The organism is Bacillus sp. JK74 (assembly GCF_053663395.1).
In genome coordinates this window covers 521951-535866 of the sequence record NZ_JBSJQB010000003.1, presented here as the reverse complement: position 1 = coordinate 535866, position 13916 = coordinate 521951, and the positions used below count along the sequence as shown (strand labels likewise).

At 50.2% G+C, this 13916-nt stretch carries 12 protein-coding genes; 1 reads left to right on the top strand and 11 read right to left on the bottom strand.

The window, feature by feature from the left end; all coding sequences use genetic code 11:
• The 5 genes from lpdA to ACWJJ5_RS12970 all read right to left on the bottom strand — a co-directional run bounded on the left by lpdA (position 1) and on the right by ACWJJ5_RS12970 (position 6738).
• The gene (gene lpdA, locus ACWJJ5_RS12990) at positions 1 to 1422 is read right to left on the bottom strand and encodes a dihydrolipoyl dehydrogenase (RefSeq protein ID WP_070082090.1); all 1422 of its coding nucleotides are present in this window, start codon (positions 1420 to 1422) and stop codon (positions 1 to 3) included.
• Positions 1412 to 2527 carry a butyrate kinase gene (buk, locus tag ACWJJ5_RS12985; RefSeq protein WP_094247799.1) on the bottom strand — a complete coding sequence of 372 codons (1116 nt, stop codon included), beginning with the start codon at positions 2525 to 2527 and terminating at the stop codon, positions 1412 to 1414. Before buk ends, lpdA begins: the two co-directional genes overlap by 11 nt.
• Before the next feature lie 17 nt (positions 2528 to 2544).
• Positions 2545 to 3639, bottom strand: coding sequence for a branched-chain amino acid dehydrogenase (gene bcd / locus ACWJJ5_RS12980; RefSeq protein WP_003153209.1), 1095 nt, complete (start codon positions 3637 to 3639; stop codon positions 2545 to 2547).
• A 13-nt stretch (positions 3640 to 3652) separates the two neighbouring features.
• On the bottom strand, positions 3653 to 4546 hold the full coding sequence (yqiS, locus tag ACWJJ5_RS12975; RefSeq protein ID WP_454022445.1) for a phosphate butyryltransferase: 894 nt from the start codon (positions 4544 to 4546) through the stop codon (positions 3653 to 3655).
• 122 nt (positions 4547 to 4668) lie between these two features.
• Positions 4669 to 6738 (bottom strand): sigma-54 interaction domain-containing protein, encoded by a 2070-nt coding sequence (locus ACWJJ5_RS12970; protein WP_007612462.1) that lies wholly within the window; start codon positions 6736 to 6738, stop codon positions 4669 to 4671.
• A 153-nt stretch (positions 6739 to 6891) separates the two neighbouring features.
• Here ACWJJ5_RS12970 and ACWJJ5_RS12965 point away from each other — a divergent pair, with 153 nt between their 5' ends.
• Positions 6892 to 7134, top strand: a complete 243-nt coding sequence (locus ACWJJ5_RS12965) for a DUF2627 domain-containing protein (RefSeq protein ID WP_007408378.1) — start codon at positions 6892 to 6894, stop codon at positions 7132 to 7134.
• Between the two features lie 28 nt (positions 7135 to 7162).
• Here the strand turns inward: ACWJJ5_RS12965 and prpB are convergent, their stop codons facing one another.
• From prpB to ACWJJ5_RS12935, 6 genes are read right to left on the bottom strand one after another with little or no spacing between them, the layout of a single operon-like run.
• Positions 7163 to 8068 carry a methylisocitrate lyase gene (prpB, locus tag ACWJJ5_RS12960; protein WP_025649861.1) on the bottom strand — a complete coding sequence of 302 codons (906 nt, stop codon included), beginning with the start codon at positions 8066 to 8068 and terminating at the stop codon, positions 7163 to 7165.
• Between the two features lie 18 nt (positions 8069 to 8086).
• Positions 8087 to 9514 carry a bifunctional 2-methylcitrate dehydratase/aconitate hydratase gene (locus ACWJJ5_RS12955; protein WP_454022444.1) on the bottom strand — a complete coding sequence of 476 codons (1428 nt, stop codon included), beginning with the start codon at positions 9512 to 9514 and terminating at the stop codon, positions 8087 to 8089.
• A gap of 25 nt (positions 9515 to 9539) precedes the next feature.
• Positions 9540 to 10637 carry a citrate synthase gene (mmgD, locus tag ACWJJ5_RS12950; protein ID WP_003153198.1) on the bottom strand — a complete coding sequence of 366 codons (1098 nt, stop codon included), beginning with the start codon at positions 10635 to 10637 and terminating at the stop codon, positions 9540 to 9542.
• Positions 10638 to 10660: 23 nt separating this feature from the next.
• The gene (locus ACWJJ5_RS12945) at positions 10661 to 11794 is read right to left on the bottom strand and encodes an acyl-CoA dehydrogenase (protein WP_003153197.1); all 1134 of its coding nucleotides are present in this window, start codon (positions 11792 to 11794) and stop codon (positions 10661 to 10663) included.
• Positions 11795 to 11823: 29 nt separating this feature from the next.
• Positions 11824 to 12675: a 3-hydroxybutyryl-CoA dehydrogenase gene (locus ACWJJ5_RS12940; protein ID WP_165409576.1), complete on the bottom strand. Its 852-nt coding sequence runs from the start codon at positions 12673 to 12675 to the stop codon at positions 11824 to 11826.
• A 19-nt stretch (positions 12676 to 12694) separates the two neighbouring features.
• Positions 12695 to 13876 carry an acetyl-CoA C-acetyltransferase gene (locus ACWJJ5_RS12935; RefSeq protein WP_025852849.1) on the bottom strand — a complete coding sequence of 394 codons (1182 nt, stop codon included), beginning with the start codon at positions 13874 to 13876 and terminating at the stop codon, positions 12695 to 12697.
• Positions 13877 to 13916: the final 40 nt, after the last annotated feature.

Genomic DNA, 13916 nt, shown 5'->3' with positions numbered 1-13916 from the left:
TTAAAAATGAATCGCGTTTCCGTCTGCGGCTAACGCAGCTTCTCCAATCGCTTCTGAAAGCGACGGATGCGGATGTATGGACTGGCCGATTTCCCAAGGAGTCGCGTCGAGCACCTTGGCAAGCCCCGCTTCAGAGATCATATCGGTGACGTGCGGGCCGATCATATGAATACCGAGAATATCATCTGTATTCCGATCGGCGACGATTTTCACAAAGCCATCGCTTTCTCCGTATACAAGAGCCTTTCCGATTGCCATGAACGGAAACTTCCCGATCTTCAGTTCATGTCCTTTTCGGGTTGCTTCCTCTTCTGTCAGACCGACACTCGCCGCTTCCGGATTTGAATAAATGCATTTCGGCACAAGAGCTGCATCAAGCGGAGCCGGATTAAGACCCGCCATATGCTCAACGGCAATGATGCCTTCACGGGAGGCCACATGTGCAAGCTGAAGACCGCCGACAACATCACCGATCGCATAAATGTGCGATTCCTTCGTCTGCCCGGCTTCGTTCACGATGATAGAACCGTTTTCCGCTTCAATATCCGTGTTTTCAAGGCCGATCCCTTCAATGTTCGGCTGGCGGCCGATGGAAACAAGCATTTGTTCCGCGTGATACGTTTCTTTTTTTCCATTCTTTTCAGCGGCAATTGAAACGCCGTCCGCTTTTTCCAATGTATCCGGAAGCACTTTCGCACCCGTTACGATCTTAATTCCTTTTTTCGTTAACAGTTTTTCCATCTCGCTTGAAATATCACGGTCTTCAGTCGGCAAAATGCGGTCCGCATATTCAATCACAGTGATATTGACGCCGAAATCGTTCAGCATGGATGCCCATTCAATTCCGATGACACCGCCGCCGACGATCATCATGGATTGGGGCAGACGTTCAAGCTCAAGCGCTTCATCTGATGTCAGAATATATGTACCGTCTGCTTCTAAACCCGGCAGCATTTTCGGCCTTGAACCGGTTGCGATAATCAATTGTTTCGGTATCAGCATGTCGTTTTCTTCACCATTTGCGTATTCGACAGAAACCGTACCGGGAAGAGGTGAGAAGATGGAAGGGCCGAGCATACGTCCGTACCCGTTGAATACATCAATCTTCCCCTTTTTCATCAGGTGGGCGACACCGCCGGCCAGACGGTCAACGATTCCCTGCTTTCGTTTTTGCACGCTGTCAAAGCGGAGGGAGACACCTTCCGTTTCAATGCCGAATGCTGCCGCTTCCTTTGCGGTTCGGTACACTTCCGCGCTTCTTAACAGCGCTTTACTCGGGATACATCCTTTATGCAGGCATGTTCCGCCGAGCTTTTCTTTTTCTACAACGGCCGTTTTTAAGCCGAGCTGGGCCGCTCTGATGGCGGCTACATAACCGCCCGTCCCGCCGCCCAGAATGACCACATCATATTCAGTCGCCATTTGTTTTCACTCCTTCGCCGATCTGATATTGCTTTGACTGCTCCTCACCGGCTAAAACCCGAAGCGCGCCTTGCGCGAGAGATTGCAGTTCATTTTCTCCCGGGTACACCAGTACATCCGAAATCCAATCTATGTACGATCTGATGGCGGATACGAAACTTTTCCCGTACGCCAATCCGCCCGTCAGGACGATAATGTCTACTTTTCCTTTTAATACGGCGCTTGCCGCCCCGATTTCTTTTGCTACTTGATAAGCCATGGCGTCATAAATGAGCCTCGCATGCTCATCTCCGGCCTGAATGCGTTTTTCCACCTTCACCGCGTCCGTTGTCCCCAGATAGCCGGAGAGTCCGCCCGTGCCGACAAGTTTTTTCATCATATCGGCTTTTGAATACTTGCCGGAAAAACACATCTCCACCAAATCACCCGCAGGAACGGTTCCCGCGCGCTCCGGGCTGAAGGGCCCTTCTCCGTGAAGCCCGTTGTTGACATCCGTCACCCGTCCGCAATCATGGACACCGACTGTGATGCCGCCGCCCATATGAGTGACGATCATCTTCATCTGTTCATACCGTTTGCCGAGGGACGCCGCCGCCTGACGGGCAACAGCTTTTTGGTTCAAAGCATGAAAAATGCTTTTCCGCTTGATTTCAGGCATCCCTGATACTTTAGCGAGCGGAGTCATCTCATCCACCACGACCGGATCGACGATATACGCGGGGATATTTAGTCCGTCAGCTATTTCCCTGGCAATAATTCCGCCCAGATTAGAAGCATGCTGGCCGTTGTAGCCGTTTTTCAAATCAGTGATCATGGCGTCATTCACTTCATATGTGCCGCCCTCAATCGGTCTGAGCAGGCCGCCCCTGGCACAAACGGCATCAAACTTTGAAATGTTGATGCCCTGTTCGTGCAAAGACTCAAGAATGCTTATTTTTCGAAATTCGTACTGGTCGATAATGCCGTTAAATGTTTTCAGCTCTTCTTCGGGATGCCGCAGCGTCTTTTCAAAGATACAGCGTTCATTGTGAAAGACACCGATTTTCGTTGATGTTGAGCCTGGATTCAGAATGAGAATGCGTTTTTCCTTTTCGAACATTTTCATACCTCCAGATCAAATTCCTATCGTCTGCTTAATATACTTTGGCCGTTTTGCAGAAACTGGCTTCTTGAACGGCGCATGCGTTCAATTCGTTCCTCAGCCAGACGGTCGGCCGCTAAGTATGTCGGAATGCCGTCACGCGCGGAAATATCGAGCACCCGCTCAATGTTTGCATAGATGCCTTCAACTTTTTTCAAAGCCCGCTCAGCATTGTAGCCGTAAAGCTCATCGGCCACATTGATGACGCCGCCTGCATTGATGACATAATCCGGAGCGTACACGATTCCCATTTCATGAATGGTATCGCCGTGACGTGTTTCTTTCAGCTGGTTATTGGCCGCTCCCGCAATGACTTTCGCCTTCAGCTGTTTAATCGTGTCATCGTTAATGACGGCGCCGAGAGCACATGGGGCATAAATATCGCACGCCTGTGAGTAAATGTCGCCGGGATCAACTGCGCGGGCGCCGAAGTCCTCAACGGCACGTTTAACAGATTCTTTATTGATATCCGTTACGATTAAAGAAGCGCCTTCTTCGTGAAGGTGGCGGCATAGATTGTAAGCCACATTTCCCACGCCCTGCACGGCAATTGTTTTACCTTCCAGTGAATCAGTGCCAAACGCCGCTTTCGCTGCGGCTTTCATCCCTTTGTAGACGCCGTACGCCGTAACCGGGGACGGATTTCCTGATGAACCGAATGCCGGAGAAATTCCGGTTACATAGTCTGTTTCATCATGAATAATGTCCATATCTTCAACGGTGGTGCCGACGTCTTCCGCCGTAATATACCTTCCGTTTAAGCCTTGGATGTAGCGGCCGAACGCGCGGAACATTTCTTCATTTTTATCTTTGCGCGGGTCTCCGATAATAACGGTTTTCCCGCCGCCTAAGTTTAAACCGGCAGCCGCATTTTTATAAGTCATGCCTTTTGCGAGTCTCAGTGCATCTTCAATCGCCGCTTCTTCACTGTCATATGTCCACATTCTTGTTCCGCCGAGTGCAGGGCCGAGCGTCGTATCATGAATCGCGATGATCGCTTTTAATCCGGATTGTTCATCTTGGCAGAATACCAATTGTTCGTAATCGTAAGTCTCCATATATTTAAAAATTTCCATAGGTTCGTTCCTCCTACTGTTCTTGTGATGCGCAAATCGCAAGCGCAATTGAATACAGTTTATTTTCTGCGGTATCCGCTCTGCTCGTTAATGCGATCGGCGCTTTTGCACCGGCGATGACGGCAGCAACATTTGCTTTCGCAAAATAAATCATTGACTTATAAAGCATATTTCCGGCCTCGATTGAAGGAACCAAGAGAATGTCCGCCTGGCCCGCTACGCTTCCGGAAATCCCTTTTTGCAGCGCAGCCGCTTGGGATACGGCATTATCCAAAGCAAGCGGTCCGTCCGCAATGCAGCCGGTAATCTGTCCTCTATTGCACATCTGGACGATCGCAGCCGCGTTCAGCGTCGCCTCCATTTTCGGATTAACCGTTTCAATAGCGGCAAGGACTGCGGCTTTCGGCATAGGGTTCCCTACTGAATGTGCGACATGAACCGCATTTTGCAGAATATGCCCGAGCTCTTCAAGAGACGGGGCGATGTTCAGCGCTGAATCAGTTACATACATCAGCCGGTCATAGTCCGGCACTTCAAAAACGGCTACATGTGATAACACCCTTTTTGAACGAAGCCCTTCCTGGCGGTTTAAAACCGATTTCAGAAGAGTTGAGCTCGGGAGATTCCCTTTCATTAAAACGTCCGCCTCTTGTTCACGCACTGCGCGCACTGCTTTTGCCGCAGATTCTTCGGGTGAATCGGCGTGGATGATGTCAGCATTGAACTTCGGCTCATTTGCCAGAAGCTCTTTCAGCTTTCCGCTGTCACCCGTCAGTAAAAATCGTGCCGACAAGTGTTCTGACGCCATTTTGACGGCCTGGATCACTTCTTTATCTGCTGCGTGGGCCACTGCAATGGTTTTTGCGTTTTTTGCCGCGGCTTTTTCAACTAGGTCTTTCAGCTTCATTTTGTACCACCTTTCTTGTGCGAATCCGCTTTTAACAATGCAAGTTCCGTGCCAAATATGCGAAAGGGTTTATTCCGGCTTTTTTCAAGAACACATGCAGCTGTTTGCGCTTTCTCTGCAACTTATTGCATGCCGTCATTTGCAAGGCCGTACTTGTCCATTTTGTAGTACAGATTCCGAATGCTGACACCAAGCGCTTTCGCCGTTTTGGTTCGGTTGAATTTATGCTTTTCAAGCGTTTTTTGAATGACGTGCGCTTCAAATTTTTCAACAGCCTGAGACAGCTTTTCCCCTTCTACATCCGGAAAATCACTTTGGGTGCCGTTTTTTTCATTCAGCTCTGATTCGAAAACAGGCAGATGCTGCTGTTCGATCCGTTCCATGTGCGGCTCTAAAAATATCATTGCCCGTCCGAGAACATTTTCAAGCTCCCGTACGTTTCCCGGCCAGCTGTAGGCTGATAAAGCTCGCAGCGCGTTCGGCGTGAGCCCCTTTACATTGCGGCCGTAATCCTGATTGATTTTTTCAATGAGCCGAATGCTCAGCGCTTCAATATCTTCTTTGCGCTGCCGAAGCGGCGGGATTGAGATCGGATAGCGGTTAATCCGGTAATACAGGTCTTCACGGAACGCGCCTTCCGCCATGGCCTTTTCGATGTTGACGTTTGTCGCTGCGATAATTCTGACATTGACAGAAATCGCTTTAGCGCCGCCGACTCTGATAATTTCTTTTTCCTGCAGAACTCTGAGCAGCTTTGCCTGGGTGCTTTGGGTCAGCTCTCCGATTTCATCTAAGAAAATGCTGCCGTTATTCGCTTCCTCAAAAAGTCCTTTTTTGCCCCCGCGCCTCGCACCCGTAAACGCGCCTTCCTCATAGCCGAAAAGCTCGGATTCAAGCAGGGATTCAGACAGGGCCGCACAATTGACCCGGATGAATTTATTGTATTTTCGGTCGCTTTCATTATGGATGGCGTGGGCGAAAAGTTCTTTTCCTGTGCCGGATTCTCCCCGCAGCAGAATCGTCGCCGGCGTTTTCGCCCCGAGCTTCGCCTGTTCAAGGGCGACCAGCATTTGTTCACTCGTGCCGATAATGTCGTCAAACGTGTATTTCGCTTCAAGCGTGCGGATGATCTGGCGCGCCCGATTCAGCTCAGCAGTCAGCGTTTTAATTTCTGACACGTCGTGGATGACGCCGACGCTGCCTTTTAAAATACCATCCACAATAACGGGGGCAACATTTACGATGACATCCTTTTTATTGGGGCCGACCTTCATCCTCACACCCCGAACGGGCCGCCTTGTCCCCAATACTTTCAGGTGCATGCTTTCCCCTTCTGAGATATCGGTGGAAGCGGGTTTTCCGATGACTTCGCTTTCTGACAGCCCGGTCATTTTTGTATACGCTTTGTTGATTAACATTCCGATGCCGTTTTCATCAACGACGGAAATGGCCTCGTCTGACGATTGAATAATCGCTTCAAGCATGGTGCGGATTTGTTTTAAGTTCGTGACCTCTTCCGCCAGTTCAACTGCGTCGGTGATGTCTTTAAACACGCATAATGCGCCGAGAAGTTTTCCGCCTTCATCAATGATCGGCAGTCTTGTCGTGACAATCTGCAGGTGCTTGCCGAGAAGCTGCTTCTGGTTATATTCCGGCTCTCTCGTTTCCAGAATCCGCGGCAGCTTTGTGTTCGGCACTACATCTTTAATTTGGCGGCCGATGACATCCTCCCGTTTTCGGCCGACCATTTTTTCTGCCATCTGATTAAATAAAATGATCGTTTCGTTGACGTCTATAAAAATCATGCCGTCGTGCGTTGAATTAAAAATCCGGTCATGCTTATACGTCTGCGACTTCAGCATTTGGATAAGCTGCTGTTTTTCCTCCATCAGCTGAAACACCATGTACGCCAATTTTCCCGGCATGACGATGGTTTGTTCTTTTTTCTCATGGAGCAGCTCATCCATGACCGCTTTATCGCCTGTTGTATGGATGATAATATCTATATCTTCAGTTATGTAGGGTTTCCAATCTGATGAGGTTGCAATTCCATATCTCCGGGCTTCTTGCAGCCCTTGCGCCTCCGGATCTTGGTCAACCACCGCAATAATCCGGATCAGTTTTGTTTTCATCAAAATCTGTAGGAGCGCCGTGCCTCCTTTACCAGCACCTATAATCAGCACCTTCTGCATCCCGATACCCCTTTATATGAAAAAATTTGCACACCTGTATTTCCCGTTGCAATAATTTGCACAACCCCTATGTTACCACGTTTTGATCTCTTGACAAAATATTTTTTCGATTGGACAATAAAGGAAATCATATCGTAAAGGGGTTTTCTGAATATGAGCCGGCTTGTTGCACTTTTGATTCTGGTCCTCCCCGGCGCTGTCGCGGCGCTCGGCATTAAGCTGATGAGAGATGCATTATTCGGGCATGCGTTTTCCCCGTTTCCGTCCCTTTTTCTTCAGGGGGCGGCCGGATTGGCGTTTTTTTTGTTCGGCCTTTATGTCCTGGCCGGGTTTATTCTGTACAGAGATCGGAAACGCAATCAAGTCAGCCCGCGGTTCAGGAAAAAAAAGCTGTAAAAAAAGCCCTTGCAAAAAAAGGGCTTTTTCAGTCGTCCGGCAGTATCGTTTTGGCAATGGATTGATCCAGTTCTTCATAGTCATGGTAAGCGATCGTTTCATATAATTCTTTTCTCGTCTGCATATCCGAAAGCCCCTCTTTTTGAGAGCCTTCTTCTTTCAGAAGGCGGAAAATACGTTCAAAAGCCTTGGCCGCCGTTCTGAGTGACGTGACCGGGTAAATGACCATCTGACAGCCCATATCGGAAAATTCATCAGCACTGTAATACGGCGTTTGTCCGAATTCAGTCATATTTGCGAGAATCGGCACACTGATTTGTTTGGAAAACGCTCTGAATTCACTTTCGGATTGGAGCGCTTCCGGAAAAACAGCGTCAGCACCCGCTTTTATATAAGCGGACGCCCTTTTTAATGCTCCCTCCAGCCCTTCCTGCTGTCTGGCGTCTGTTCTCGCAACAACAAGAAGAGTCGGCGCGGCCCGCTTGACCGCTTGGATTTTTTGCGCCATTTCTTCAATCGGCACGAGCTGCTTCCCATTCAGATGTCCGCATTTTTTCGGCAGGCGCTGATCCTCCATTTGGACGGCGGCCGCGCGCGCTTCATACATTTCTTTCGCCGTCCGGGCGGCATTCAGCACGCCTCCGAAACCCGTGTCAATATCGACGAGGACGGGCAGATCAGACGAGCGGACCAGATCTTTAACCCGTTCAGCCATTTCCGCCGACGTGATGATGCCTAAATCGGGCAGCCCTCTGCTCGCCGTGTAAGCCGCGCCTGATAAATAAAGAGCCGAAAAACCCGTTTTCTTGGCGATAAGAGCGGCCATCGCATCGTGAGCGCCGGGAATCTGCAATAGATCCGGCGCTGCCATCAGCGTACGGAACCGCTCTGCAAGCTCCTCTTGAGACGACTGCTTGCTGACGATCCACGTCATGTTTGTCACCCTCCTATTTTATATGAGAAATAAGTCCATAAATTCACTAACGCTGAGCTTCTGCATTCGGCCGCTATCTTTACAGGCCTCTTCGATTTTCCGCTGCTGCTTCAATGAAAAATGAGTGCTGATGTTTGCTGAAAACTTGGCAAGAATCTTCGGAACGGCTTCTTTTCTGCGGAATCGGTGCCCGAGCGGATATTCACATTCAATCCGTCCCGTAGCCGTGCCGTCTGTAAAATGCACCTGTACGGCATTTGAGATGGATCGCTTATTCGGGTCTAAGTAATCTATTGAGTACGCTTTATGTTCTGTCACCTCCATTTTGCTCCGCAATGTATCAATTCGCGGATCAGACGCCGTTTCCTCTTCATAATGATCCGCCGTGATATCTCCGAAAAGCAGCCCGATTGCCGTAATATACTGGAGGCAGTGATCCCGGTCAGCCGGATTGTGAAGCGGCCCTTTTTTATCGATAATCCGGATTGCCGACTCATGGGTCATAATCGTGATCCTGTCAATGTCTTCGATGCGGTCTTTCACCTCCGGATGAAGCCGGACCGCGCATTCCGCCGCTGTCTGGGCGTGGAATTCAGCCGGGTAGGATACTTTAAACAAAACATTCTCCATCACATAGGACCCAAGCCGGCGGGCAAGCTTCATTTCCTGACGGTTAAATAATACGTCTTGAAATCCCCACCCAGATGCGGTCAGAGCCGTCGGGTACCCCATTTCACCTTTTTGCGCCATAAGGGCCAAATATACGCCTCTGCTCGTCGCGTCGCCGGCCGCCCATGATTTGCGTGATCCGGTGTTCGGCGCATGACGATACGTTCTGAGGCTTGAATTATCAATCCAAGCGTGAGATACGGCGTTATTAATTTCCTCTCTTGAGCCGCCCAGCATTTGTGCGCAAACAGCCGCAGTCGCCACTTTCACAAACAGCACATGGTCAAGCCCGACTCTGTTTAAACTGTTTTCCAAAGCGAGAATTCCTTGAATTTCGTGCGCTTTGATCATTGCGCAAAGCACATCACGCACGGTAAGCAGTTCTTTCCCTTCTGAAATCCGCACTCTGGATATATAATCCGCACAAGCCAATATGCCTCCGAGATTGTCAGACGGATGCCCCCATTCGGCCGCAAGCCACGTATCATTATAATCGAGCCACCTGTTGATACAGCCGATATTAAAGGCAGCTGTGACCGGGTCTAAAACAAAAGGCGTGCCCGGGACTCTGCTGCCGTTGGGCACGGAGGTTCCCGGGACAATCGGGCCGAGCAGCTTTGTACATTCGGGATAGCTGAGCGCCAAAATTCCGCAGCCTATCGTATCAAGAAGCACATGTCCTGCCGTAGTGAAAGCTTCTGAACTGTCAATCTCCTGATGGAGCACGTAGTCAGAAATCTCTTCGATTACAGCGTCCATTCGGCGGGGTTCTGTCATGTTTTCATCTTCCTTTCTCATCTGTTTACAGGCGCGCTCCGGTATAGCGGACACGCGGGCGGAAAAGCCGGTTTCGGCTGTGCTGTTCAATGACATGAGCGCACAGTCCGACCGTCCGTGCGCTGAAAAATATAGGCGTATACAGCGGGATCGGGATGCCGAGCATGTAATAGACCGGCGCTGCGTAGTAATCTAAGTTCGGATAAAGGCCTTTTTTCTCCCGCATGACGGTTTCTCCGGCTTCACACATATGATAAAGACGGAAATCACCTGAAAGATCAGACAGTTTTTTCAATGCTTCTTTCATCATGAGCGCCCTCGGGTCCATTTTTTTCATGTAGACACGGTGGCCGAAGCCCATGATTTTTTCTTTGTTTGCGAGTTTTTGAGTTAATAATTGTGTAAACCCGTCTGTATCCTTCGCTTCCTCAAGCATGTACATAACCGCTTCGTTCGCTCCGCCGTGAAGGTTTCCCTTAAGCGAGGCGACGGCTCCGGTCAGAGCGCCGTAAATATCCGATTGCGTCGAAGCAATGACACGGGCCGTAAACGTTGAGTTCGGCAATTCATGCTCACTGTATAAAAGAAGCGACCGGTCGAATATTTCTTCTTCCAAGGAGGACGGCGTTTTTCCGGTAATCATATATAAAAAGTTTGCGCTATACGATAAGGTTCCGACAGGCGCTAAAGGCTCCAGTCCGTTGATGACTCGATAGCTGTTGACGGTCAGATTGGGCATTTTGCCTATCAGCCCGCGGACACGGTGCCGATTTACAGAAGAGGTGCGGTTATCAATATCCTTATCAAAGCCTCCAAGCGCGGACAAACCTGTCCTCAGTCCGTCCATCGGGTGAGTACGTTCGGGCAGCAGACGGCATATACGCAAGATTTCCTCGGGAAGGTGTCCGCCGCGCCGAACGTCTTCTTCAAGCGCCTTCTTCTCTTTCGCATCAGGAAGTCTGTCTTCCAATAAGAGATGAACAATGTCCATATAGCCGGCCGTTTTAGAAAGCTCAATCAGATCGTGGCCTTTGATTAAAATACTGCCCTGCTGTGTATCCAGGAAAGAAATCCCCGTTTCCACCGCAATGACGCCATCTAAACCGGGAGAATAAGATTCCATGGTTTCGCTCCTTTGCACACTTTTTATTGAAGAAGATACTTAGAAATAATCAGCCTTTGAATCTCATTGGTTCCTTCATAGATTTGCGTGACTTTCGCATCCCGAAATAAACGCTCCGCGGGATACTCTTTCATATAGCCGTAGCCGCCGTGAATCTGAACAGCCTCCACCGCCGCTTTCATCGCCGCATCGGACGCGAACTGCTTCGCCATAGATGCTTCTTTTCCGCACGGAAGCCCTCGCTGATACAGATCAGCAGCATGATAGACCAATAATTTGGCAGCTTCCGCATTCGTTGCCATGTCAGATAATTTAAATGAAACGGCCTGATTCGAAGCGATGGGTCTGCCGAACTGGCTGCGGGTTTTGGCGTACTCCACCGAGCAGCCGAGCGCCGCTTCGATAATCCCGAGCGCCTGAGCCGCTATGCCGATCCGTCCGACGTCAAGGTTTTTCATGGCGATTGAAAAACCCTCGCCCTCTTCGCCGAGCCGGTTTTCAATCGGAATTTCCGCTTGGTCAAACTGCAATTCGACAGTATTGGAACCTAACAATCCGAGCTTTTTTTCTTTTTTTCCGACAGAAAAACCGGGTGTGTTTTTTTCAACGATAAACGCTGAAATTCCCTTTCTCCCTTTACCCGGATCGGTTATGGCGAATGTCAGATACAGATCTGCCGCTCCGCCGTTTGTAATAAAGATTTTTGAACCGTTCAGAATATATGAACCGCCTTTTCGCACGGCTGTTGTTCTCAGGCTTCCCGCATCAGATCCGGAGTGAGGCTCAGTAAGCGCAAAAGCCCCAATATATTCGCCCGCTGCCAGCTTCGGAATATACGTTTGTTTTTGGGCTTCTGTCCCGAAATGCAAAATCGGGATTGTCCCTACCGATGTGTGGACGGACAAAATGACGCCGACGGCCGCGCTGACTTTTGATATTTCATGAATCGCTAAAATGTAAGATGTTGTATCAGCACCCGCCCCGCCGTAAGCTTCCGGGACGGGAATGCCCATCAATCCCGCTTCGCCCATTTTTTTAATCAGCCGCTCCGGAAATTCATCTGTTGATTCCATGAGCTCAACCACCGGCGCGATTTCCTTGCGGGCAAAATCACGCACCATTTTTCTCATCATGATGTGCTCTTCTGTAAAATGCATGGCTGCCGTCTCCCCTCATGATCTTTACATCATCTGCCGTACTCATAAAAACCGCGCCCGCTTTTTTTGCCGAGCCAGCCGGCGCTGACATATTTTCTGAGCAGAGGGCATGGGCGGTATTTCGGATCTCCGAGCCCCGCGTAGAGAACCTCCATAATGGAAAGGCACGTATCCAGCCCGATGAAATCAGCTAACGTTAAAGGACCCATCGGATGACGCATGCCGAGCTTCATCACCTCATCAATCGCTTCCTTTGAAGCTGCTCCTTCGTAAAGGCAATAAACGGCTTCGTTAATCATCGGCATTAATATGCGATTAGATATAAAGCCCGGGAAGTCATTGACTTCGACCGGGGTTTTATTCATCCGGACGGCAAGCTTCTTTACTGTTTCCGCCGTTTCTTCCGATGTGGCGAGTCCTCTGATGACTTCGACAAGCTCCATGACCGGAACCGGATTCATAAAATGCATGCCGATTACTTTTTCAGGCCTTTTTGTGGCCGCGGCAAGCTCCGTAATGGGAAGAGAAGACGTATTGCTTGCCAATACGGCATGAGGGGGACAGATTTTATCAAGTGTGTCAAACAATTCCGCTTTTGCTTTTTTGTTTTCGGCAATGGCTTCAATGATAAAATCAGCATCTCCCGCTTCTGTGAGCTCCGCCGGGGAAATACGGCTGAATACGGCATCTGTCTCCTTCTGTGACTTCCGTCCTTTTGCCTGCTCTTTCTCCAGGTTTGTCTTTATGCGGTGAAGACCTTTTGTTACCGTTTCCGGCTCCCAATCGTATAACTTGACGGCAAACCCGGCTTCTGCGGCCGTCTGAGCGATGCCTGCTCCCATCTGACCGGCACCTGCGACCATGATTGTTTTCATCTTCATCCGGCGCTCCCTCCTTTGATCAGTACACCTCCAGCAGGACAGCATCTCCTTGAGCCGCTCCGCTGCATATAGCCGCTATGCCTAACCCCCCTCCGCGACGCTTTAATTCGTATATTAAACTCATGATGATTCTCGCTCCGCTTGCGCCGATCGGGTGGCCGAACGCGATTGCCCCTCCGTTTACATTCACTTTCTCCCGGCTGAACCCGGCTATTTTTTCACTCACGAGCACGACGGACGCAAATGCTTCATTTACTTCAAACAAATCAATATCGTCAACGGACAGTCCGGTTTTTTTCAAGAGCCGGCTGATGGCCTCTCCCGGCGCGCTTGCCAGCTCGGACGCTTCCAGTCCGACGGACGCAAAGCCAAGTATCGCTGCGAGCGGCCTGACATGCTGCTTTGCTGCTTTTTCCTCTGACATCAGCACAAATGCTCCGGCCCCGTCATTTACACCGGGAGCGTTTCCGGCTGTAACCGTTCCGTCGGCTGTGAAAATCGGCTTGAGCGCTGCGAGCTGTTCAAGGCTTGTATCAGGACGCAGCCCCTCATCCGCTTCAACGATATGCTGTTTGCCCTTTTTGCCGGTCCAGGTGACGGGGACAATTTCTTCACGCAATTTGCCCGTCTCAGCCGCCTCAGCCGCGCGTTTCTGACTCAAAAGAGCGTAATGATCCTGTTCATCCCGGGAAATGCCGTACTTTTTGGCTGCAGTGCTTCCGTGGACAGCCATATGCACCTGGTCGAACGCACAGGTCAGCCCGTCATGAACCATTAAATCCTGAAAAACCCCGTCCCCCATCCTCACACCCCAGCGGCCGGCCGGAATGGCGTACGGGATGTTGCTCATGCTTTCCATTCCGCCTGCAATCAGCACGTCCGCGTCTTTCGCCCGGATCATTTGATCACAGATGGTAACGGCTCTGAGCCCTGATGCACAGACTTTATTAATGGTTTCAGCCGGAACAGACCACGGAAGCCCGGCATATCTTGCAGCCTGCCGTGCCGGAATCTGCCCGGCACCCGCCTGGACGACCATCCCCATCACCGCTCCTTCCGCTTCGCTTTCACTGATAGCGGCGCGCTTGATTGCTTCTTTTATGGCAATGCCGCCAAGCTCGGATGCCTTTACCTCTTTTAATGCGCCGCCGAATTTTCCGAACGGCGTTCTTGCCGCACTGACGATAACCGTTTTTCCCACACTTTTGCCTCACTTTCAATAATAAAAGATAACGCTTACA

What these genes read in the sequence shown, in the direction of transcription:
- ACWJJ5_RS12940 (WP_165409576.1), bottom strand. Translation starts at nt 12,675, where the DNA reads ATGAAGATGAAAACAATCATGGTCGCAGGTGCCGGTCAGATGGGAGCA.
- mmgD (WP_003153198.1), bottom strand. Translation starts at nt 10,637, where the DNA reads ATGGAATCTTATTCTCCCGGTTTAGATGGCGTCATTGCGGTGGAAACG.
- buk (WP_094247799.1), bottom strand. Translation starts at nt 2,527, where the DNA reads ATGAAAATGTTCGAAAAGGAAAAACGCATTCTCATTCTGAATCCAGGC.
- ACWJJ5_RS12955 (WP_454022444.1), bottom strand. Translation starts at nt 9,514, where the DNA reads ATGACAGAACCCCGCCGAATGGACGCTGTAATCGAAGAGATTTCTGAC.
- ACWJJ5_RS12970 (WP_007612462.1), bottom strand. Translation starts at nt 6,738, where the DNA reads ATGCAGAAGGTGCTGATTATAGGTGCTGGTAAAGGAGGCACGGCGCTC.
- ACWJJ5_RS12965 (WP_007408378.1), top strand. Translation starts at nt 6,892, where the DNA reads ATGAGCCGGCTTGTTGCACTTTTGATTCTGGTCCTCCCCGGCGCTGTC.
- prpB (WP_025649861.1), bottom strand. Translation starts at nt 8,068, where the DNA reads ATGACGTGGATCGTCAGCAAGCAGTCGTCTCAAGAGGAGCTTGCAGAG.
- bcd (WP_003153209.1), bottom strand. Translation starts at nt 3,639, where the DNA reads ATGGAAATTTTTAAATATATGGAGACTTACGATTACGAACAATTGGTA.
- lpdA (WP_070082090.1), bottom strand. Translation starts at nt 1,422, where the DNA reads ATGGCGACTGAATATGATGTGGTCATTCTGGGCGGCGGGACGGGCGGT.
- ACWJJ5_RS12945 (WP_003153197.1), bottom strand. Translation starts at nt 11,794, where the DNA reads ATGCATTTTACAGAAGAGCACATCATGATGAGAAAAATGGTGCGTGAT.
- yqiS (WP_454022445.1), bottom strand. Translation starts at nt 4,546, where the DNA reads ATGAAGCTGAAAGACCTAGTTGAAAAAGCCGCGGCAAAAAACGCAAAA.